Here is a 20315-nt window from a genome sequence, read left to right as displayed (position 1 = left end):
CCCGCGGCCGCCCCCTCCAACTCCACCTCTGAAGGCACAAAAGCCATGAGCACCAATCCCCGCGTCAAGCTTCACACCAACCAAGGCGACATGGTCATCACCCTGGACGCCGCCAAGGCGCCCAAGACCGTCGAGAACTTCCTGACCTACGTCAAGGAAGGCTTTTACAACGGCACGGTGTTCCATCGCGTGATCGATGGCTTCATGATCCAGGGCGGCGGCTTCGAGCCCGGCATGAAGCAGAAGCAGACCCACGCCCCGATCGAGAACGAGGCCAACAACGGCCTGAAGAACGACAAGTACACCCTGGCGATGGCCCGCACCAGCGACCCGCACTCGGCCACCGCGCAGTTCTTCATCAACGTCTCGAACAACGACTTCCTGAACTTCACCGCGCCCACGCCCAACGGTTGGGGCTACGCCGTGTTCGGCAGCGTCACCGAAGGCACCGACGTGGTCGACAAGATCAAGGGCGTGAAGACCGGCAACAAGGGCTTCCACCAGAACGTGCCGAACGAAGACGTGATCATCGAGAAGGCCGAAGTTCTTGAATAAGATCGCCCTGTCCGGCCCGGTCTGGCTGGCCTCCGACCTGCACCTGGGGCCGGCCACGCCGGCCACGGCGGAGGCCTTCCTGGCCTTCCTGCAGGCGGCCGAGGAAGAAGCCGCCGCCCTGCTGCTGCCGGGCGACATCTTCGACGCCTGGATCGGCGACGACGTGATCCGCGCCGCGCCGCCGTGGCTCGCCACGGCGCTGACGGCGCTGCGCGCCACGGCCGGCCGGATTCCGGTGTGGCTCGGCCGCGGCAACCGCGACTTCCTGATCGGCGAGGAACTGGCCGCCGCGGTGGGCGCCAAGCTGCTGCCCGAGCCTGCGCTGCTGCAGACCGACTACGGCGACATCCTGCTGACCCACGGCGACGAGTTCTGTACCGACGATGCCGCCTACCAGCAGTTCCGCCAGATGGTGCGCAACCCGCGGTGGCAGGCTGAATTCCTGGCCAAGACCATCCCCGAGCGCCTGGCGATGGCGCAGCAGGCGCGTGGCGAAAGCCAGATGGCCAACCAGGGCAAGTCCATGGAGATCATGGACGTCAACGCCGGGGCCGTGGCGCAGGCCTTCCGCGACCATGGCGTCAAGCTGATGGTGCACGGCCACACGCACCGCCCCGCCCGCCACGTGCTGGAGGTCGACGGCGTCAAGCGCGAGCGCTGGGTGCTGCCGGACTGGGACTGCGACCACGTCTCGCCGCCGCGCGGCGGCTGGTTGGTCATCGACCGCGACGGCCTGCAGTTCTACGACCTGGAAACGGCCGAATAGGCGGCGCGCCCGTCCTGTCCGCCCGAAAGCAAAGGGCCGCGTCATGCGCGGCCCTTTCTTTTTGCCCGTCGCGTTGGCGCGGCGCGGATCTCAGCGGGTGAAGATCCAGGCCGCCACGATGGCGCCGAACACGATCCGGTACCAGGCGAACACGCGATAGGTGTGGTTGGCCACGAAGCGCAGCACCGCCCGCACCACCACGATGGCGCTCAGGAAGGCCGCCACGAAGCCCACGGCGATGCCGGACAGGTCGTGCTGCGTCAACAGGTCCATGTTCTTGTACATGTCGTACACGGCCGCGCCCAGCATGGTCGGCATGGCCAGGAAGAACGAGAACTCGGTGGCCGTCTTGCGCTGGATGCCGGCGATCATGCCGCCGATGATGGTGGCGCCGGAACGCGAGGTACCGGGAATCATGGCCAGGCATTGCGCCACGCCCACGCCCAGCGCCTGCTTCCAGGTGATCTGTTCCAGGGTATGGGCGGTGGCGCGCTCATCCGAGGCGGTATCGTCGGCCGCGCCCGGCGCGTCGCCGGGGGTGTGGCGGGTGCGGCGTTCCACGTACAGCATGATCAGGCCGCCCAGCACCAGCGTCACCACCACCACGCCGGGGTGGTAGAACACCTGCTTGATGGACTTGATGAAGATGGCGCCGATGACCGCCGCCGGCAGGAAGGCGATCAGCAGGTTGCGGGTGAACGCCACCTCGCTCGCCACGCCGGTGAGGGTGCCGCGGATCAACCGCAGCAGCCGCGCGCGGAAAATCCACATCACCGCCAGGATCGAGCCCAGTTGGATCACCACCTCGAACACCTTGCCCTGGCTGGATTCGAAGTTGAGCCAGTCGCCGATCAGGATCAGGTGGCCGGTGCTGGACACCGGGATGAACTCGGTCAGCCCCTCGACGATGCCGAGGATGAAGGCCTTGATGAGATAGAGCGTGGTATCAGTCACGATGGCAAGGGTTCCTTGAAGGCATCTAGTCGTTGGTCAGCGCGGCGTCTTCGTCCAGCGGCTCGGGGGAGCGTTTCTCGACGCGCACCAGGGCAATGCGGCGGCCGTCCATTTCCAGCACCTCGAAGCGGAAATGGTCGTGGTGGAATTCGTATTCGCAGACGTCGCCCGGCTTGGGCAGGTGGCCAAAGCGCGACAGCAGGTAGCCGGCCAGGGTGGAGAAGTCTTGCGCCTCGTCGACCAGGCCTTCGGTTTCGAGCACCTGCTCGACGTGGTGCAGGTCGGCCGCGCCGTCGATCTTCCAGGTGTTGGGGCCGTCGGCGACGATGTCGGGCAGTTCGTCCTCGTCGGGGAATTCGCCGGCGATCGCCTCGAACACGTCGATCGGCGTCACCAGGCCCTCGATGGCGCCGAACTCGTCGGCCACCAGCACCAGTTGGCCGCGCGAGCGCTTGAGGGTGTCCATCAGGCGCAGGATGCCGATGGCCTCGTGCACGATGATCGGGTCGCGCAGGCGGTTGCGGCGCACCCGGCCCTCGGTGATCAGGTCGGCCACCAGGTCCTTGGCGCGGGCGATGCCCAGCACCTCGTCGAGCGAGCCGCGGCAGACCGGGAAGAAACTGTGCGGCGCCTCGGTGATCTGGCGGCGGATGGTGTCGGGGTCGTCGTCGATGTTGATCCACGACACGTCGGTGCGCGGCGTCATGATCGAGCGGATCGAGCGCTCGGCCAGCGTCAGCACGCCGCTGACCATGTTGCGCTCCTCGACGCCGAAGGCCGGGATGGCGGGACCGTCGGCGCTGGGCAGGTCGGGCTCGTCGGCCGGCGGGCGCTTGCCCAGCATGCGCAGCACCGCCGAGGCGGTGCGTTCGCGCATGGGCCGGCGCGCGTCCAGCTTGAGCAGGTTGCGGCGCGCCACCTGGTTCAGGGCCTCGATCGCCACCGAGAAGCCGATGGCGGCGTACAGGTAGCCCTTGGGCACCTTGAAGCCGAAGGCCTCGGCCAGCAGCGAGAAGCCGATCATGAGCAGGAAGCCCAGGCACAGCACCACCACCGTCGGATGCGCGTTGACGAAGCCCGTCAGCGGCTTGGAGGCCAGCAGCATGATGCCGATGGCGATGACCACGGCGATCATCATGATGGCCAGGTGGTCCACCATGCCGACCGCGGTGATGACCGAGTCCAGCGAGAACACCGCGTCCAGCACCACGATCTGCGTCACGATGACCCAGAAGCTGGCGTACACACGCGGTCCCGAGGAGCCGCCATGCTGCCCGCCTTCGAGCCGCTCGTGCAGCTCCATGGTGCCCTTGAACAGCAGGAAGAAGCCGCCGGCCATGAGGATCAGGTCGCGCCCCGAGGGCGACAGCGGTCCGATCGAAAACAGGGGGGTGGTCAGGGTGACCAGCCACGACATGACCGACAGCAGGCCAAGCCGCATGACAAGCGCCAGGCTCAGGCCAAGGATGCGCGCGCGGTCGCGTTGCGACGGCGGCAGCTTGTCCGCCAGGATGGCGATGAAAATCAGGTTATCGATTCCCAGGACGATCTCAAGGACGACCAGGGTAAGCAAGCCGACCCACGCAGCGGGGTCCAGCAGCCACTCCATCAGGAGCTCCAGAAGTTACACGACCGGTAATCGTACCCGGAAAACGCGTGACACGCCGGTGACAGGGGTCGCGCGGATGGCTTACGGAACTGTGCCGAGGCGTGCGCCGCGCGGGGATGCGCAACGGCGCGCGCGACAAAAAAAAGCCGGCCACATGGGCCGGCTTCGGGAATGCGTCGGGACGCGCCCGCGGCGTCAGGCGGCCGGCGTCGGGTTCAGCGCCGACAGCATCTGCGTGAAGATCTTCGGGCTGGCGGCCAGCACGTTGCCGGAATCCATCCAGCCCTGCTCGCCGTCGAAATCGGCGACCAGGCCGCCGGCTTCCAGCACCATCAGGCTGCCGGCCGCCAGGTCCCAGGGCTTCAGACCCACGCCGCAGAAGCCGTCCAGGCGGCCGCAGGCGACATAGGCCAGGTCCAGCACGGTGGCGCCCAGGCGGCGCACGCCGGTGCTGCCTTCGGCCATGGCGCGGAAACGCTGCGAGCCTTGTTCCAGGTCGCCCGAGTTGGGCCAGTGCGCGCCCAGCAGGGCCTCGTGGTAGCGGGTGCGGCCCGAGACGCGCACGCGGCGGTCGTTCAGGAAGGTGCCGCTGCCACGGCTGGCGGTGAACAGTTCATTGCGCGAGGGATCATAGATGACCGCCTGCGTGACCTGGCCGCGCTGGGTCAGCGCGATCGACACGGCGTAATTGGGCAGGCCGTGGATGAAGTTCGTGGTGCCGTCCAGCGGATCGATGATCCACTGGAATTCGGCCTGGTCGGGGCCCTGCAAGCCGAATTCCTCGCCCAGGACGGCATGGTCCGGATAGGCGGCGCGCAGCGTCTCGACGATGGACTCCTCGGCGGCGCGATCGACTTCCGTGACATAATCGCGCGGCCCCTTGCGAGCCACGCTGAGTCGTTCCAAATCCATGCTGGCACGGTTGATGATGGTGCCGGCACGCCGGGCCGCCTTGATGGCGATGTTGAGCATCGGGTGCATAAAATTCCGTACGTATGCGGTGGGTAGGCCGCTAGCCACCCCCCCGGATCCGCCGCCCCCGACAGGGGGAAACCGGCTCAAAAAACCAGGAAGGCACTAAGCCAAACGTGCCATTTTAAATGACTCAAGCATTTTCACGCGTTCGCTTCATCATGGTGAACCCCAGCCACCCCGGAAACGTCGGTTCGGCGGCCCGCGCGATCAAGACCATGGGCTTCTCCGAACTGGTACTGGTGGGCCCCAAATTCGCCGATGTCACCAGCCAGCCGGAGGCCGTGGCCCTGGCCAGCGGCGCCCTGGACGTGCTGGAAAACGCGCGCATCTACGATACCCTGGAAGAGGCGCTGGCGCCCGTGACGCTGGCGTTCGCCCTGACCGCCCGGGTGCGTGACCTCGGCCCCCCGCCCTGCGACATCCGCCAGGCCGCCGACCTGGCCTGCGCCCACCTGGCCGAAACCGCCGAGGGCTGTACCGCCGTCGTGCTGGGCACCGAGCGCGCCGGTCTCACCAATGACCAGATCGGACTGTGCCACCGCATCTGCCACATTCCGGCCAACCCCGAGTACAGCTCGCTGAACGTCGCCCAGGCGCTGCAACTGGCGGCCTGGGAGCTGCGCTACGCGCTGCTGGTGGACCAGGGCGCCCCGTTGCTGCCGGCCTCGACCGCGCAGGCGCCCTCGCGCGGCGCCGAGCCGGCCTCGGGCGAGGCGGTGCAGGCCTTCCTGGCGCACTGGGAAGAGGCGCTGGTGGGCGTGCGGTTCCTGGACCCGGCCCATCCCAAGAAGCTGCTGCCGCGTATGCGGCACCTTTTTTCTCGCGTCGCCCTGACCCGCGACGAGGTGGACATGATGCGCGGGGTCTGCACCGCCATGCTGGCCACGGCCCGCCGCGACGGCGACGCAAAAAAATAGGGACGGACATCGGCCCGTCCCCTGTCATCGGCCGCCGGCGGTTGACCCGCCGCGGCACGAAGCGCGCGATCAGTCGACCTTGGCGCCCGACGCCTTGACCACCGGCGCCCAGCCTTCCACTTCCGACTTGATGAACTGGCCGAATTCGGCCGGCGTGGTCTTGACGCCCACGGCGCCCAGCTTTTCGAAAGCCAGTTGCACGTCGGGCTTGTCCAGCGCCTTGACCATGGCGGCGTTGAGCTTGTTGACCACCTCGGGCGGCGTGCCGGCCGGCGCGATCAGGCCGAACCACGACGACACGTCGAAGTTGGCGAAGCCCGCTTCCTTCATGGTGGGCAGGTCCGGCGCGCTCTTGGAACGCTCGGCGGTGGTCACCGCCAGGGCGCGCAGCTTGCCCGACTGGGCGTGCGGCCAGGCCGACGGCATGTTGTCGAACATGAACTGCACCTGGCCGCCGATCAGGTCGGTGATGGCCGGCGCGCTGCCCTTGTAGGGCACGTGCAGCACGTCGATGCCGGCCTGCATCTTGAACAGCTCGCCTGCCATGTGGATCGAGGTGCCGCTGCCCGACGAGGCGAACGCCAGCTTGCCCGGGTTCTTCTTGGCGTAATCGACCAGTTCCTGCACCGTCTTGACCGGCACCTGCGGGTTGACCACCAGGATGTTCGGCACCTTGGCGCCCAGCGCCACGGGAGTGAAGTCCTTCGTCAGGTCGAACGTGACGTTCTTGTACAGCGTCTGGTTGATGGCGCTGGTGACGGCCACGAACAGCAGCGTGTAGCCGTCAGGCGCGGCGCGTTGCACCTGGTCGGTGGCGATGTTGCTGCCGGCGCCCGGCTTGTTCTCGACCACGAACGACTGGCCCAGGCTCTCGGTGAGTTCCTTGGCCATGATGCGGGCGATCACATCGGTGGTGCCGCCGGCGGAGAAGCCGACCACGATGCGGACAGGTTTATCGGGATAGGCGGCCTGGGCGGAACCCATGGCGAAAGCGCTTGCGGCGGTAGCCAGTAGCGTGGCGGCAAGACGCCGCAGTCCAGGCTTTTGACCGGTCATCATATAGTCTCCGTGCTGATACTGTCCATTAAATGGACGATTTGAATTATTGGATGCTGCATTCTGATCTATACACGAGCGGAGCATCAAGGTAGAGTCCACGGTACGGACTATGGTTTTCCCTTGACCAAGACGCAATAACCCCCAAGTTTTCAGAGAGTTGCATGCAAGACAGCGATGCCGCGGCCGCAGGCCCACGCACATTGCGGCGCGGGCTGGCCGTTCTGGCCGCCCTGCGGGACCAGGGGCCTGATGGCCTCAGCGTGACCGATATTGCCCGCCTGACGGGCATTCAGCGCCCCACCATCTACCGGCTGCTGGCCGCCCTGCTCGACGCGGGCCTGGTGCTGCCGGTGACGGGCACCAAGAAATACCGCGCCCAGTTGGCGGTGGACCCCGACACCCGTTCGCGCGATCCGCGCGTGCGCCAGTTGCTGCCGGTGCTGCGGCGCCTGGCCGACCGCACCGGCGACGCGGTGTTCCTGGTGGTGCGCGACGAGGACGATTCCATCAGTCTGCATCGCGAGATCGGCAGTTACCCGGTGCAGATCCTCGCGACCTACGCCGGCAAGCGCCAACCGCTGGGCGTGGGCTCGGGCGGCATGGCGCTGCTGGCGGCGCTGTCCGACGACGTCGCCCGCGGCATCGTCGAGCGCAACTCCAGCCGGCTCGACGAATACGGCGGCATGACGCCGCAGGAAATGTTCCGACTGATCGAGAACACCCGCGCGCGCGGCTATTCGGTGGTGGGCAACCACGCCGTGCGCGGCGCGCTGGGCGTGGGCTGCGCCCTGCTCGACAACCACGGCGCGCCGCTGCTTGCGGTCAGCGTGACGGCCATCATCGACCGCATGCCGGCCCAGCGCCAGCGCGAGATCGCCGGCTGGATCAAGGCCGAACTGGCGCGCCTCGCGGTCCAGGCCTGAGCCCGGCACGCGGCTCGCGCCGCGCCATGAAAAAGGGCGTCCCGCCATCGGCCGGGACGCCCTTTTTCATTGGCGACCGTACGCTCAGACAGCGGCGCCTGCCTTGGGCTCGCTGGCCTTGGAGTTCTGGATCTCGCGCAGCGGGATCGGCGCCTGGAAGCCCGCGGCCTCCAGCGACAGGCGGATGTCCTGGTACAGGCCCCAGCGCAGGTCCCAGTACTTGGCCGCCTCGGCCCACACGCGCACGTTCACGACCACGCCGCTTTCCTTGTAGTCCACCACCTTCACCAGCGGCTGCGGATCCTTCAGCGCGTTCGGATTGGACGCGACGATGTCCTGCAGCTTCGCCAGCACCGCGTTCAGGTCATCGCCATAGCGCACCGGCACCGGGATATCCAGGCGGCGCGTCTTGTTGCGGCTGTAGTTGGTGATGGTGGCGTTCCACACCGTGCTGTTGGGCAGCGTCAGGTGGATGCCGTCGACCTGGACCAGCCGCGTCAGGAACAGGCCGACCTCTTCGACCGTGCCTTCCGCGCCCGTGCTCAGGCCGACGTATTCGCCGGCGCGCACCGGCCGCAGGATCAGCAGCATGATGCCGGCCGCGATGTTCTGCAGCGTGCCCTGCAGCGCCAGGCCCACGGCCAGGCCGGCGGCGCCCAGCACCGCGATCAGGCTGGCGGTCTGCACCCCGAAACGCGCCAGCACCGCGATCAACGTGAAGATGCGCACCGTCCAGACCACGGTGCTGTAGAACATCGGCACGATGGTCGGATCGATCTTGCTCGAACGCGTGGCGATGCGCCGCACCCAGCGGCCCAGCAAGGCCGAGACCCACCAGCCGATGACCAGGATCAGCAAGGCCACGAGCAGATTGATGCCCAGGTCCACCAGCCTGGGGGCCCAGGCATTGAATTCCTTCAACGCGTCTTCCATCGTTGTCGCTCCTTCTTGCAAAAAAAGACAGCCGAAAACTTTATCAGATGCGCCTTGCGGAAAGGGCCGCGACGGGGGGCCGGTATGTCAAGCTTTGTAAGGCATCCTGCGCGCCGTGGCAGGCCATCGCATGCGCCGCATCGCCCCGGGGGGCGCGGCGCGGGCCGCCTCAAGCGGCCGCGACCTTGCGGAAATGATTGTCCCAGGAACGCTCGCGCGACGGCGCCAGCACCGGCCGCTCGCCGCCCGCCGCGTCGGTGCGCACCATGGCGCCCAGGCCGCTGCTGACCAGAAAGCCCGCGTCCGTCGCCGGCGCCACGCCGCAGCCATCGGCCAGGCGGGTCTCGCCCAGGCAGCGGCCGCTGGCCGCATCCCAGTACAGCACCCGCCCGCCCACCGGGCTGGACGTGGCGATCACCGCGCCGGCCGCGTCCGCCGCCACCGAGCCGATGTAGTTGCGCATCTCGCGCAACGTATCCGCCGGCCCGCTGAACAGCACCGGCTGCGCGCCGCGCCGGTGGCGCCCCACCAGCGCCGGACGGTCGCCGGCCGGTCCCATGTATTGGCAGCCGAACCAGACGCTGCCATCGCCCGCCAGCGCGAGATGGCGAATCGACAGTCGATGCAGGTCAGGCGCCAGTTCGACCCGCTCCAGCAGCGCGCCGCTGGCCGCGTCCAGGTAAGCCAGCGACGGCCGCATGGTGTCCAGGTTCAGTTCGAGCTTGCCGTAGTCCGGATGGGTCAGGATGCCGCCGTTGGCCACGCACAGCGTCTTGCCGTCGGGCATCAACAGCACCTCGTGCGGCCCGATGCCGCCGCTGTCGTATTCGCCGATGCGGCGGTAGCCGCCGCCCGGCGTGGCATCGTAGATGCCGAGCACGCCACGGCCGCCGTCGAAATCGTTCTCGGTCGCGGCCAACAGCCGGCCGCCGTCGAAATAGGCGCCGTGGCCGAAGAAATGGCGGTCTTCCGGCAAGGGCAGTTCGAGCGGCGGGCGGGCGCCGCGCAGGTCGAACGCCAGCGCGAAGAAGCCCGGCTGGCGGCCGAACACCACGGCGCGTTCGGCGGGCGCGTCGATCGCGAAACTGTGGCCGCGCGCGGGCATCGGCACCACGTGCCGGTCCTGTCCGGCGCCATCGAGCACCACCGTCTCGTCGCGACCGCCGCGCTGCCGCGCCGCCAGATAGCGCGCCTGCGACTCGTCGCCGGGGGCGGCCGGCGCTGGGCGCGGCCACCCGAGAGCCGCACCCAGCGCGCCGCCCGCGCCCCAGGCCAGGAAATCGCGCCGCGCGGGGCGCGCCGGCGCGTTGCCGGCCCGCACATCGCGCGCAATGCCGGTCAGCATGCGGTCGTGCTCAGTCGCCATCGAGCGCATTGAAGCCGATGGTCACGCCCAGCGCCGGCGCCAGGTCCTGGTCGACGATGGCCTTGGCGTTCTTCAGGGTCAACGCCGCCAGGCCCAGCAGGCGGCGCCCTTCGGCATCGCCCAGCGCCCGCTCCAGCGGCGCCGGCGCCTCGCGCAGCGCGCGCGCCGCGTTGCCCACTTCGGCCAGCACCGCGCCCGCCATCCAGTCCTCGCCCTTGGGCAAGGCATAGCCGCCCGCCTGATAGAACGCCGCCAGGCCCTCCAGGCCGGCGACCAGCGTGCGCGTCGACAGCCCGCTGCGCCAGAACGCGGCGCGCCGGGGCCGGGCGCCGTCGGCCGAATCGCCCAGCACCGGCAGCAGCTTCACGTCGCGCGCGAACTGCAGGCCGGTGGACAGCGCCTTCATGGCTTCGGCCGCCACTTCCTGCGGATCACGGTAGAGATCATTGCCCGCCCGCGGCTGCGCGAACTGGCGGCCGAAGTCGGCCTTGGCATCCCACGCCTGCGCCACGTCGCGCGAGATCGCGGCGACGTTGGCCGACACGGCCCGGGCGTAGCCACAAGCGTAGGCAAACGTGGGCGCGCCTTGCTGCGCCAGCAGCGCCGGCTCTCCATACAGCACGAATTCCAATGCCGGCAGCCCCTGCACCGCGACGCTGCGGCCGGCCAGCGCGCCCGGCTTGAGCAGGTCGGCATCCTGCGCGGCGATCACGGCCTGCACCTGGCGCGGCATCACGCCGCGCGTGTCGGGCCAGAACGCCAGGCGCTCGTAGCGGTTGGCCTGAACCAACGGCCCGAAGCGCAGCGGTTCGAGGCGCGCCCACGCCAGGGCCAGGTCGGCAAAAGCCGCTTCGACCCGCTTGGCGCCGGCCGCATCCGGCTTGCCGCACCACTGGCCCAGCGCGCCGTCCAGATCGGTCGCGGCGGCGACCATGCCGGCGGCGGCCGGCCGCGCATAGCCGTGCGCCAGGCGCTCGCCCAGGTCGGCGGGCAATTCGGCGCCGGCGGCCAGCGGCCAGGCCAGCGCCAGCGCGGCGACCAGGGCCGGCGCGCGCCAGCGTGCAACAAGGATAGCCATCACAGCGACTCCAGGAAACGGATCAGGTCGGCGCGTTCTTCGGGCGTCATCGCCACCACGCGGTCGCGCGCGGGCTGGCCCGCGCCGCCGTGCCACAGCACCGCCTCCAGCAGCGTGCGGGCGCGGCCGTCGTGCAGCCAGGTGGCGGAGGGATTGACGGTCCTGGTCAGGCCGATGCCCCACAGCGGCGGGGTGCGCCATTCGCGCCCGTTGGCGGAACCATCGGACACGCCGTCGGCCAGGTCATCGCCCATGTCGTGCACCAGCATGTCGGTGTACGGCCAGATCAGTTGGAAGCGATGCTCGGCCTGTTTCGCGTTGCGGCTGGTGACATACTTGGGCACGTGGCAGGCCACGCAGTTGGCCTCGTAGAACAGTTTCTTGCCGGCCAGCACGCGGGCGTCGTCGGCGTCGCGCCGCTGCGGCACCGCCAGGTTGGTCGAGTAGGTGGTGACGAAGTCCATCAGCTTGGCCGGCACTTCCTCCGGCCCGAAGCGCGGCTGCGCGCCGTGCGGCATCTTCAGGCACTGGGGCTGCGCCGGCGTACAGTCGCCGTAGTGGTTGGGGAACAGCGGCGTCGACAGCCCCATGTCGTTGGAAAACGCGGCGGCGCTCTGCTGCTCCACCGTGGGCTGGCCGGCCTTCAGGTTGAAGCGGCCCAGCGCGCGCTGGCCGGTACGCGCGTCGGTGACCCAGTTGGCCTTGCCGACGATGCCGTCGCGCTTGTCGGCGCCGATGTTGGCCAGGATGTCGGCCTCGTGGATCGATTCCAGCAGGCCCAGGCCGATCATCGGCGGCGCCAGCCGCGGCGAGATCTGCGTGTCCTTGCGCATCGGGCCGTAGCCCAGGTTGTCGATGCGGTAGGCCGGCTTCATCAGCGTGGCGGTCTCGCCGCCATTGAGCTTGACGGTGACCGGGGTGTATTCGATTTCCATGCGGCCTTCGGCCGGCAGGCCGGCCACCGCGAAGTTCTGCAACTGCACGCCATAGACGGGCTCGGGCAGCAGCGCGATCTCGCCCGGCGCCAGGCGCGGATGGCCGCGGTCCGGGCCTTCGGGCACCGCCAGGCGCAACAGCAATGCCACGGCGTCGGGACGCTCCAGCGGATCGAAGCCCGGCACCGAGCCGCGCCCGTCCTTGGTATGACAGGCCTGGCAGGACCGCGCGTTGAACAGCGGGCCGAGGCCGTCGGAGGCCTGTGTGGAGGCCGGCGCGGAGACCCAGTCCTTGCGGAACAGGCCGTTGCCGACCTGGAATTCCTGGCGCCGCTCGAAGCTCATGTTGGCCGACGGCTGCGAAAAAATGTCGGCGTTGATGAGCTTGTTGGTGGTGGTGGCGCCCGCCTGCATGGTCTCGAAGGTCTCGGCCTTGGAGAAATCGCGGGTCGGCGCGGTGATGGCGAGGACCCGCTTGAGGTCCTCGGCGCTCAGGTCGTCGCGCCCGGCGGGCGCGGTCGGAGCGGCGGCGGCGCCGGCATGGGCCGACGCCGCCAGTACGGCGGCGAATACGAGCTTCACTTGAATACGGCGTCGGGTTTGTCCAGGCTGTCGGAACCTTCGATGGCGACCTTGCCCAGGTCCAGCAGCGCGATCACGCGCTCCAGGCTGCGGGTCTGGTCGACCAGGCGGTCGATGGCGGCCTGCACCACGGCGTTGCCCTCCTTGTTGCCGTCGGCGATCATCTGGTCATAGGTCTCGACCGTCTCGGCGCGGGTCTTCATGGCCTGCATGGCGGCCACGGTGGCGTCCAGCTTGGCGCGCACTTCGGCGTCCAGCTTGGGATCGCGCGCCTTGACCAGTTCCGACAGGCTGGCGCCCGACACCTGCTTGCCATCGACGCGGGTGTACGCGCCCAGGTAGACGTTGCGGATGCCGATCTGGTTGTAGAAGTGCGAGTTGTGGGTGTTGTCCGAGAAGCAGTCATGCTCTTCCTCGGGATCGTGCAGCATCAGGCCGAGCTTCATGCGCTCGCCGGCCAGTTCGCCGTACGACAGGCTGCCCACGCCGGTCAGCATCGCCACCAGGCCGGCCTTGGGATCTTCTTCCACGGCCTTGCGCGCGGCGCCGTCCTTCTTCCAGTTGCCGACCATCTCTTCCAGATCGGTCACCAGCAGGTCGGTCACGGCCTTCAGGTAGGCGATGCGGCGTTCGCAGTTGCCGCCGGTGCACTGCTTGACGTCGTAGTCGGTGTGCGGACGGTTGCCCGCGTGGCGTTCCTGCGGCGTGCCCTTGCGGTCGGCCGGCGCCGGGCCGGTGCCGTTCAGGTCCTGGCCCCACAGCAGGAATTCGATGGCGTGGTAGCCGGTGGCCACGTTGGCCTCGTTGCCGTCGGCCTCGTGCAGCACCTCGGACAGCAGCTTGGGCGTGATCTCGCTGACATCGACGGTCTTGCCGCCCACCGAGATCTTGGAATTGGCGATGACGTTGACCGCGTAATAGGCGTTCTCGTCGTTCTCGGTGCCGTAGGAGGCGTCGACGTAGTCGATCAGGCCTTCATCCAGCGGCCAGGCGTTCACACGCCCTTCCCAGTCGTCGACGATCGGGTTGCCGAAGCGGAAGGCCTCGGTCTGCTGGTACGGCACGCGCGCGTCCAGCCAGGCCTGGCGGGCGGCCTTGAGCGTGTCCGCGCTGGGCTTGGCGACCAGCGTGTTGACGGCCTCGCGCAGCGCCTTGGCGGAAGTGAGCGCGTCTTCATAGCCGGCCAGCGCCAGGTCCGAGTAATTCGTCACCACGGCCTTGGGCTGCGTGGCGGCGTGCGCCGCCCCCCCGAATGCCGCGACGGCCAGCGCCGCCCCCAACAACAACTTGCGCATCACTTTCTCCCGTAACTCGGACCGGATTCGCCCCGCGGCGACCCGGTCCACACTTGAATTTTGTGGATGCGAGTGTAAACAATTTTCGTTTGTTATTCAGCGCAAAGTCAGATAGCTGACATTTCTCCGAACGAAAATGCATGAAAACGCGCCCCTTCCCGTCGCTTTCCGGCCTCGCGGCCGCAACGGCCATCAGGCAGCCGCGCGCGGAACGGACGCAAAAAAGCCCGGGCAAGCCCGGGCGCAGGCAGGAGAAGCCGGCCAGGCCGGCCCCGCGCTCAGCGTTGCAGCGGCGCCTTGGCGGTCTCCCTGGCGGCCAGCACCGAGATGGCGGTCACGACCAGCGCGGCGGCCACGTACAGCGACACCGCCACGGTCGAGCTCCACGACTTGAACAGGCTGGCGATGATCAGCGGCGCGAAGCCCCCGCCGACGATGCCGGCCAGCGTGTAGGCCAGCGACGACCCGGCGTAGCGCACCCGCCCCGGGAACTGCTCGGTGATGAAGGCGGCCTGCGGGCCGTACATCATCGCGTGGATCAGCAGGCCGACCACCACGGCGGCGCAGATCGCGATGGGATGCGCGGTGTCCATCAGCGTGAAGAACACGAAGGCCCAGATCATGCCCAGCACCGCGCCGGCCACGTACACCGGACGGCGCCCGATCTTGTCCGACAGATGCCCGCACAGCGGCACGGCGATGGCGTTGAGCGCCGCGCCCAGCATGGTGGCGCCCAGCGCCAGCGGCCGCGACAGGTGCAGCACGGTGGTCACGTAGGTCAGCGTGAACACCACCACCAGCGCGTACAGCACGTCCGAACCGATGCGCGAGCCGCCGGCCACCAGCAACTGGCGCCAGTGTTGCACCAGCACTTCCTTGATCGGGGTGCTGGCGGTTTCGCGCTTCTGTTCCATTTCCAGGAACACCGGCGTCTCCTCGACGCCGCGGCGCAGCCACAGGCCGAACAGCACCAGCGCCACGCTCGACATGAACGGCACGCGCCAGCCCCAGGCCTGGAATTCCTCGGGCGTGAGCCAGAGCGAGATCAGCGCGATGAAGCCGGTGCCGATCAGCGTGCCGCACGACGGCCCGACCTGCGTGAAGGACGCATTGCGGCCGCGCTGGTCGGGCTTGCCATGCTCCATCGACAGCAGCACCGCGCCGGCCCACTCGCCGCCCAGCGCCACGCCCTGGATGAAGCGCAGCGCCACCAATGCCACCGGCGCCCACACGCCCCAACTGGCATAGGTGGGCAGCATGCCCATCAGGCCCGTCGACACGCCCATGATCACCAGCGTGGCGACCAGCACGAACTTGCGCCCCAGGCGGTCGCCCAGGTGGCCAAAGACGAAGCCGCCCAGCGGCCGCGAGACGTAGCCCACGGCATAGGTCGAGAACGCCAGGATGGTGCCCGTCAGCGGGTCGAACGACGGGAAGAAGATGGCGTTGAATACCAGCGCCGCCATCAGGTTGTAGATCGTGAAGTCGTACCACTCCAGCGTGGTGCCGACCGAGCTGGCCATCGCCAGTTTCTTCATCTTGTCCGGCGCCGCGCCGCCGTGGGCAGCCGCCGGAGCGCGCAAGGTGTTTTCAGCCATTGTGTTTCCCCATGTTCGTGATGTGTGTGGACGGCGGCGCCGTGTCAGCGCAGGTCGGCGGCCGCCAGCTTCCAGCCCAGTTCGAGTTGCCAGGCATCGCTGGCGCGGATGCCGAAGGCGCCGGCGGCCTGTTCGGCCAGGGCCTGCGCGGCGCCGGCCGAGCTGGCCTCGACCACGAACAGCGGATCCAGGCGGCGGTTCTCGGTGGATTCTCGCGGCAACGGGCCGCTCAAGGCCGCATCCGGTGACAACAAATAGGACTGAACGAAACCATCGACCTGCGCCAGCGCCGCGCCCGCCTCAGCCGCCCGCGCCACCAGCGCCCCGGCATCGCCGCCGAACACCAGCGGCAGCACGGCAATGTGGCTGCCGCTGCCGAACCCGGTCACGGCCTGCACCGCGCAGACGCGTCGCATCGGGTCGCGCATGCGGTCCAGGTTGGTCACCGACCACGGCGTCTGGCGCTCGAAGGCGGCGCGGTAATCGGCGGTGGTGAACGCGCCCAGCGATGCCGTGCGGTACAGCCCCAGGTACTTGCGGCCGCCGGACCGCGAGAAATAGCGTGCGCCCGACAGGAAGCCGGGGATGCGCACGCGCTCTTCGACGTGCTCGCGGTCGTACCAGCGGTTGAAATCGGTTTCGAAGGCGGGATCGACGTCGCAGGCGACGAACAGCATGCCGTGGGGCGTGGACGGAGTGGAGGCTTGGCTCATGGAAAGATAAATCCCTTCGATAACGGAAGGGATTCATCTTCGGCCGGCGGGGCCAACTCCGACAAACGAGTAATTTTTCGCGCCGGCAACAGAATTACTGAAAGCCGACCTAGGGATAACGCTATTGCGCGGACCCGAATGTTGGCGGCGTGACCGACGCGGTGTACTGATCCGAGGCGCGGCAGGCCAGCTCGGCCACCAGCCGGATCGCATCCGAACCGGCGCCCTCCAGGTAGCTCACCACCAGCAGTTGCGGCGGCACCGGCACGTCGCAGCGGATCATCTGCACCTCGCCGCGCGCCACGTATTCGTAGATCGGCGGCAGCGGCACCAGGGCGCGGCCAAAGCCGCTGCGCACCAGCCGCGCCAGCGCCGAGATCGAGCTGACGCAATGCACCTTGCCCAAGGGCAGGCCGGCTTCGCGGAACAGCCCTTTCAGGGCCTCGTGCGGCTGCGAGCCGGGACTCATGGTCAGCACCGGCTCGCTCAGCAACTGCTGCACGGACAGCGATTCCTCGTCGCCGGCCGGCCCGACCCACCCCATCTCCATCGGCAGGCACGGCGTGCTGATGACGCCGGTATCGGTCAGCAGGTCGGTCTGGAAGGCGATGTCCAGCGTGCCTTCGCGCAGGCCGCGGTGCAGCGCGCGGGTGGTCTCCGAGGTCAACTGCACCTCGATGCCCGGATAGGTGGAGCGCAGGTTGGTCAAAAAGCCGATCAGCCAGGTGTGCACCACGGTCTCGATGGCGCCGATGCGCACCAGGCCGAACACCTCGTCGCCGGTGCGGCCCAGCGACAGGATCTGCTGACGCAACTGCATCAGCCGCTCGCCATAGTCCAGCAGGCGCGTGCCCACCGCCGTCAGCCGCAGCTCCTTGGCGTCGCGCTCGAACAGGCGCGCGCCGATGTCCTCCTCGAGCGAGGCGATGCGGTTGGCCACCGCGGCCTGCGTGATGTGCAGGCGGTCGCTGGCCGCGCGAAAACTGCCCAGCCGGGCGGACCACAGGAATGCTTCGACAAAACGGGTATTCATATCCACGCCACGGCGCGCCCGATGACGCGCCCTTCCGATAACGGCGGGGCGGCAGCCCCGGCCTGTGCACATCCTAACGCCTGGCGGCCCGGCCGCGCCACGACGCCAGGCGCGCCCCCTGTCGGTGCCATATGCACCAGCTTGGTTCACGCGAGGCGCCAGGATCGCCCCATCATGGCGAAAAACTGGGTCCGCGAAGGTTGGCACGGGTCTTGCTTGAAGGACTGGTATGCAAGCTTGTCTACAAGCGCCCATTCTTTTCCCGACCAGGAGTCCCGCATGACCGACCGCCCCGCGCCCTTCGCTTTCAACGCCACCCGCCGCCGGCTGATGCAGGGCGCCGCGCTGGGCGCCGCCGCGCTGGCCGCGCCCGCCCTGGTGCGCGCGCAATCGGGCCCGGTCATCCGCATCGGCTACTGGCCGGTCGCGGCCGGCCTGCCGTTCTATGCCGCCATCGAAAAGGGCTACTTCAAGGAAGCCGGCCTGAATGTCGAGGCGCTCAAGTTCGCCGGCGCGCAGCAGGTCATGGAAGCCATGCTCGCGGGCCGCGCCGACGGCAGCGCCAACGGCACCGGCTCGGCCAACCTGGCCATCGGCGAGATCGCCTCGCCCGGCCTGTTCAAGATTTTCGCCTCCAATCCCAGCAACGCCAAGAACGTGCTGGACGAGTTCATCGTCGCGAAAGACAGTCCCATCCAATCCATCGCAGACCTCAAGGGGAAAAAGGTCGGTTCTGGACCCGGCATCCAGAATGCCACGCTGGCCAAAGCAGTGCTGGAGCGCGCCGGCGCAACCGGGGCGACCGTGGTCGAGCTGGCGATCAGCCAGCACGTCGCCGCGGTCGCCGCCGGCCAGTTGGACGCGTGCTACACGCTAGAGCCCACCGGCACGGTCGGGCGCCTGAACGGCACCACCCGCGTGCTCGAGGCGGGCGTGATCGCCAAATACGTGCTGGGCGATCCGATGGCGCCGTGGTTCGGCGGCTCGGCCTCGTTGACCACCGCGTTCCTGAAGAAGCATCCCGAGGAAAGCAAGAAATTCATCGCCGCCTACGCCCGCGGCATCGAGCTGATCCGCACCAAGCCCGACGAGGCGCGCCCCTTCATGAAGGGCTACACCGCCATCGAAGGCCCCATGACCGAAGCCGTGCCGCTGGCCGCCTACACGCTCTACAACGAGTTCACCCCCAGCGACATCCAGTACTTCCAGAAATTCTTCGACCTGTTCGCCGACAAGGGCATCTTCGCGCAGAAGGTGGACGTAGCCTCGATGCTGTACAAGGGCTGAGCCATGGACGCGATCAACGCCAACCGCGCCAGCGCGGCCCCGGCCGGCGGCGCCAGCCACGCGGCCGTCGCGTCGGCGGCCGCCCTGCCTGCCGCTGGGTCGCCGGGCAAAACCGCCCCCGCCTCGCGCCCGCCGCGCACCTGGACCGCCGCGCGCCTGCTGCCGCTGATCGGCCCGCTGGCGCTGTACGTGGTGTGGGACCTGGTGGTGCGCCTGCAGCTGGTCAGCCCGGTGCTGCTGCCCACGCCCGGCGCCACGCTGGTGGCCCTGGCCAAGGGCATGGCCGGCGGCCCGCTGCTGGGCGACTTCCTGGCCTCGGTCAGCCGCACGCTGCAGGCCTTTGTCATCGCCGGCGTGATCGGCGTGCCGCTGGGCGTGCTGCTGGGCAGCAATGAAAAAGCCTACCGCAGCGTCGAATTCCTGGTGGACTTCTTCCGCTCGACGCCGTCGTCGGCGCTGATCCCGCTGTTCCTGATGATCTTCGGCGTGACCGACATGAACAAGATCGCCATCGCCGCCTTCGCCGCGGTGCTGGTGATCCTGTTCAACAGCGCCTACGGCGTCATCAATGCGCGCAAGCAGCGCGTGATGGCGGCGCGCGTGATGGGCGCCTCGCGCTGGCAGATCTTCAAGGACGTGCTGATCTGGGAAAGCCTGCAGCCCACCTTCGTCGGCCTGCGCAGCGGCGTGTCGATGGCGCTGGTCATCGTGATCGTGGCCGAGATGTTCATCGGCTCGGACAGCGGGCTCGGCAACCGCATCATCAACGCCCAGCAGGTGCTGAACGTGCGCGACATGTACGCCTCGATCCTGGCCGCCGGCGCGCTCGGCTACGTTCTCAACATCCTCTTCCTGGTGCTGGAAAAGCGCGTGGTCCACTGGAGCGGCCGATAATCATGTCCACCGTCATCAACCCCGTCATCGCCCCCTCCCCCACGCCCGCGCCGTTCCAGCCGGGTCCGGCCGGCACCCACATCACCATCCGCGGCCTGACCAAGTATTTCGCCGGCTGGCCGCTGTACGAGGACTTCAACCTCGACATCCCCAAGGGCAAGATCGTCTCGGTGTTCGGCCCCAACGGCTGCGGCAAATCGACCCTGATCAACATGATCGCGGGCCTGATCCCCATCGATGCCGGCGAGATCCTGTTCGACGGCAAGTCGCTGGCCCAGACCAAGATCGGCTACGTCTTCCAGAACTACCGCGAGGCCATGTTCCCGTGGCTGCGCACCATCGACAACATCGCCTACCCGCTGCGCCTCGAAGGCCGCAGCAAAGCCGAGGTGGACGCGCGCGTGGAAGAGCTGGTGGCCTCGTTCGACGTCAAGTTCGACCTCAAGCGCTATCCCTACGAGCTGTCGGGCGGCCAGCAACAGACGGCCTCCATCATGCGCGCGCTGGCCCCCGGACCGGAAGTGCTGTTCCTGGACGAGCCGTTCTCGGCGCTGGATTTCGAGATGACGCTGTTCATCCGCGAAAAGCTGCAGGAGGTCTTCATGCAGACCGGCACCACCATGCTGCTGGTGTCGCACGACCTGGAGGAAGCCGTGTACCTGGCCGACCAGGTGCTGCTGCTGACCAAGCGCCCCACCCGCGTGGCCGAGATCCTGGACTACGGCGACGCCCGGCCGCGCACGGTCGAGACGCTGTCCGAGCCCAGCTTCATCGGCATGAAGAAACTGAGCCTGGAGATTTTCCAGCGCGAAGTCCGCAAATAGTTCGTCTTTTCCTTCCGAT

At 68.3% G+C, this 20315-nt stretch carries 19 protein-coding genes; 7 read left to right on the top strand and 12 right to left on the bottom strand.

The window, feature by feature from the left end:
• The first annotated feature begins 45 nt into the window (after positions 1 to 45).
• Complete coding sequence (locus SB816_RS28965) at positions 46 to 555, top strand: peptidylprolyl isomerase (protein ID WP_026382011.1); 510 nt, start codon at positions 46 to 48, stop codon at positions 553 to 555.
• Positions 548 to 1321 carry a UDP-2,3-diacylglucosamine diphosphatase gene (locus SB816_RS28960; protein ID WP_054503101.1) on the top strand — a complete coding sequence of 258 codons (774 nt, stop codon included), beginning with the start codon at positions 548 to 550 and terminating at the stop codon, positions 1319 to 1321. The genes SB816_RS28965 and SB816_RS28960 overlap by 8 nt, the downstream gene beginning before the upstream one ends.
• A 90-nt stretch (positions 1322 to 1411) precedes the next feature.
• Here SB816_RS28960 and SB816_RS28955 read toward each other — a convergent pair whose 3' ends face one another.
• From SB816_RS28955 to SB816_RS28945, 3 genes are all read right to left on the bottom strand, one after another.
• Positions 1412 to 2275 (bottom strand): undecaprenyl-diphosphate phosphatase, encoded by an 864-nt coding sequence (locus SB816_RS28955; RefSeq protein WP_054503102.1) that lies wholly within the window; start codon positions 2273 to 2275, stop codon positions 1412 to 1414.
• Between the two features lie 25 nt (positions 2276 to 2300).
• Positions 2301 to 3884 (bottom strand): TerC family protein, encoded by a 1584-nt coding sequence (locus tag SB816_RS28950; RefSeq protein WP_410547915.1) that lies wholly within the window; start codon positions 3882 to 3884, stop codon positions 2301 to 2303.
• Positions 3885 to 4079: 195 nt separating this feature from the next.
• Complete coding sequence (locus SB816_RS28945) at positions 4080 to 4865, bottom strand: inositol monophosphatase family protein (RefSeq protein WP_049072914.1); 786 nt, start codon at positions 4863 to 4865, stop codon at positions 4080 to 4082.
• 119 nt (positions 4866 to 4984) lie between these two features.
• Between SB816_RS28945 and SB816_RS28940 the strand changes: the two genes are divergently transcribed.
• Positions 4985 to 5776 (top strand): RNA methyltransferase, encoded by a 792-nt coding sequence (locus tag SB816_RS28940; protein ID WP_144654703.1) that lies wholly within the window; start codon positions 4985 to 4987, stop codon positions 5774 to 5776.
• A 69-nt stretch (positions 5777 to 5845) separates the two neighbouring features.
• Here SB816_RS28940 and SB816_RS28935 read toward each other — a convergent pair whose 3' ends face one another.
• The gene (locus SB816_RS28935; protein ID WP_049072912.1) at positions 5846 to 6835 is read right to left on the bottom strand and encodes a Bug family tripartite tricarboxylate transporter substrate binding protein; all 990 of its coding nucleotides are present in this window, start codon (positions 6833 to 6835) and stop codon (positions 5846 to 5848) included.
• 161 nt (positions 6836 to 6996) lie between these two features.
• Here SB816_RS28935 and SB816_RS28930 point away from each other — a divergent pair, with 161 nt between their 5' ends.
• On the top strand, positions 6997 to 7758 hold the full coding sequence (locus SB816_RS28930; protein ID WP_054503105.1) for an IclR family transcriptional regulator: 762 nt from the start codon (positions 6997 to 6999) through the stop codon (positions 7756 to 7758).
• An 84-nt stretch (positions 7759 to 7842) separates the two neighbouring features.
• Here the strand turns inward: SB816_RS28930 and SB816_RS28925 are convergent, their stop codons facing one another.
• From SB816_RS28925 to SB816_RS28890, 8 genes are all read right to left on the bottom strand, one after another.
• Positions 7843 to 8691 carry a mechanosensitive ion channel family protein gene (locus SB816_RS28925; protein ID WP_336235262.1) on the bottom strand — a complete coding sequence of 283 codons (849 nt, stop codon included), beginning with the start codon at positions 8689 to 8691 and terminating at the stop codon, positions 7843 to 7845.
• A 169-nt stretch (positions 8692 to 8860) separates the two neighbouring features.
• Positions 8861 to 10036: a DUF1513 domain-containing protein gene (locus SB816_RS28920; protein WP_410547925.1), complete on the bottom strand. Its 1176-nt coding sequence runs from the start codon at positions 10034 to 10036 to the stop codon at positions 8861 to 8863.
• Positions 10037 to 10046: 10 nt separating this feature from the next.
• Positions 10047 to 11135, bottom strand: coding sequence for an imelysin family protein (locus SB816_RS28915; protein ID WP_410547914.1), 1089 nt, complete (start codon positions 11133 to 11135; stop codon positions 10047 to 10049).
• Complete coding sequence (locus tag SB816_RS28910) at positions 11135 to 12652, bottom strand: di-heme oxidoredictase family protein (RefSeq protein WP_175143261.1); 1518 nt, start codon at positions 12650 to 12652, stop codon at positions 11135 to 11137. Before SB816_RS28910 ends, SB816_RS28915 begins: the two co-directional genes overlap by 1 nt.
• The gene (locus SB816_RS28905) at positions 12649 to 13947 is read right to left on the bottom strand and encodes an imelysin family protein (RefSeq protein WP_054503109.1); all 1299 of its coding nucleotides are present in this window, start codon (positions 13945 to 13947) and stop codon (positions 12649 to 12651) included. Before SB816_RS28905 ends, SB816_RS28910 begins: the two co-directional genes overlap by 4 nt.
• Positions 13948 to 14225: 278 nt before the next feature.
• Positions 14226 to 15545 carry an MFS transporter gene (locus tag SB816_RS28900; RefSeq protein WP_054417760.1) on the bottom strand — a complete coding sequence of 440 codons (1320 nt, stop codon included), beginning with the start codon at positions 15543 to 15545 and terminating at the stop codon, positions 14226 to 14228.
• Positions 15546 to 15589: 44 nt separating this feature from the next.
• Positions 15590 to 16258, bottom strand: coding sequence for a DUF4286 family protein (locus SB816_RS28895; RefSeq protein WP_269873073.1), 669 nt, complete (start codon positions 16256 to 16258; stop codon positions 15590 to 15592).
• 121 nt (positions 16259 to 16379) lie between these two features.
• On the bottom strand, positions 16380 to 17291 hold the full coding sequence (locus SB816_RS28890; RefSeq protein ID WP_049072905.1) for a LysR family transcriptional regulator: 912 nt from the start codon (positions 17289 to 17291) through the stop codon (positions 16380 to 16382).
• 279 nt (positions 17292 to 17570) lie between these two features.
• Between SB816_RS28890 and SB816_RS28885 the strand changes: the two genes are divergently transcribed.
• From SB816_RS28885 to SB816_RS28875, 3 genes are read left to right on the top strand one after another with little or no spacing between them, the layout of a single operon-like run.
• The gene (locus SB816_RS28885) at positions 17571 to 18578 is read left to right on the top strand and encodes an ABC transporter substrate-binding protein (RefSeq protein WP_049072904.1); all 1008 of its coding nucleotides are present in this window, start codon (positions 17571 to 17573) and stop codon (positions 18576 to 18578) included.
• 3 nt (positions 18579 to 18581) lie between these two features.
• A complete protein-coding gene (locus tag SB816_RS28880) occupies positions 18582 to 19472 on the top strand; it encodes an ABC transporter permease (protein ID WP_235432759.1) in 891 nt (296 codons plus the stop codon).
• 2 nt (positions 19473 to 19474) lie between these two features.
• Complete coding sequence (locus tag SB816_RS28875; RefSeq protein ID WP_054503111.1) at positions 19475 to 20296, top strand: ABC transporter ATP-binding protein; 822 nt, start codon at positions 19475 to 19477, stop codon at positions 20294 to 20296.
• The last annotated feature ends 19 nt before the right edge of the window (positions 20297 to 20315 follow it).

Source organism: Achromobacter sp. SIMBA_011 (genome assembly GCF_046535435.1).
In the GTDB taxonomy this organism is placed as follows: Bacteria; Pseudomonadota; Gammaproteobacteria; order Burkholderiales; family Burkholderiaceae_B; genus Achromobacter; species Achromobacter dolens.
The sequence above is the reverse complement of the archived record's forward strand: the minus strand, read 5'-3'. Positions and strand labels throughout refer to the sequence as shown.

Bases quoted from the DNA above. Each gene is read 5' to 3' on its own strand.
- SB816_RS28890 (WP_049072905.1), bottom strand. From the start codon at position 17,291: ATGAATACCCGTTTTGTCGAAGCATTCCTGTGGTCCGCCCGGCTGGGC.
- SB816_RS28880 (WP_235432759.1), top strand. From the start codon at position 18,582: ATGGACGCGATCAACGCCAACCGCGCCAGCGCGGCCCCGGCCGGCGGC.
- SB816_RS28920 (WP_410547925.1), bottom strand. From the start codon at position 10,036: ATGCTGACCGGCATTGCGCGCGATGTGCGGGCCGGCAACGCGCCGGCG.
- SB816_RS28940 (WP_144654703.1), top strand. From the start codon at position 4,985: ATGACTCAAGCATTTTCACGCGTTCGCTTCATCATGGTGAACCCCAGC.
- SB816_RS28895 (WP_269873073.1), bottom strand. From the start codon at position 16,258: ATGAGCCAAGCCTCCACTCCGTCCACGCCCCACGGCATGCTGTTCGTC.
- SB816_RS28930 (WP_054503105.1), top strand. From the start codon at position 6,997: ATGCAAGACAGCGATGCCGCGGCCGCAGGCCCACGCACATTGCGGCGC.
- SB816_RS28900 (WP_054417760.1), bottom strand. From the start codon at position 15,545: ATGGCTGAAAACACCTTGCGCGCTCCGGCGGCTGCCCACGGCGGCGCG.
- SB816_RS28905 (WP_054503109.1), bottom strand. From the start codon at position 13,947: ATGCGCAAGTTGTTGTTGGGGGCGGCGCTGGCCGTCGCGGCATTCGGG.
- SB816_RS28915 (WP_410547914.1), bottom strand. From the start codon at position 11,135: ATGGCTATCCTTGTTGCACGCTGGCGCGCGCCGGCCCTGGTCGCCGCG.
- SB816_RS28925 (WP_336235262.1), bottom strand. From the start codon at position 8,691: ATGGAAGACGCGTTGAAGGAATTCAATGCCTGGGCCCCCAGGCTGGTG.
- SB816_RS28945 (WP_049072914.1), bottom strand. From the start codon at position 4,865: ATGCACCCGATGCTCAACATCGCCATCAAGGCGGCCCGGCGTGCCGGC.
- SB816_RS28885 (WP_049072904.1), top strand. From the start codon at position 17,571: ATGACCGACCGCCCCGCGCCCTTCGCTTTCAACGCCACCCGCCGCCGG.
- SB816_RS28935 (WP_049072912.1), bottom strand. From the start codon at position 6,835: ATGATGACCGGTCAAAAGCCTGGACTGCGGCGTCTTGCCGCCACGCTA.
- SB816_RS28950 (WP_410547915.1), bottom strand. From the start codon at position 3,884: ATGGAGTGGCTGCTGGACCCCGCTGCGTGGGTCGGCTTGCTTACCCTG.
- SB816_RS28965 (WP_026382011.1), top strand. From the start codon at position 46: ATGAGCACCAATCCCCGCGTCAAGCTTCACACCAACCAAGGCGACATG.
- SB816_RS28875 (WP_054503111.1), top strand. From the start codon at position 19,475: ATGTCCACCGTCATCAACCCCGTCATCGCCCCCTCCCCCACGCCCGCG.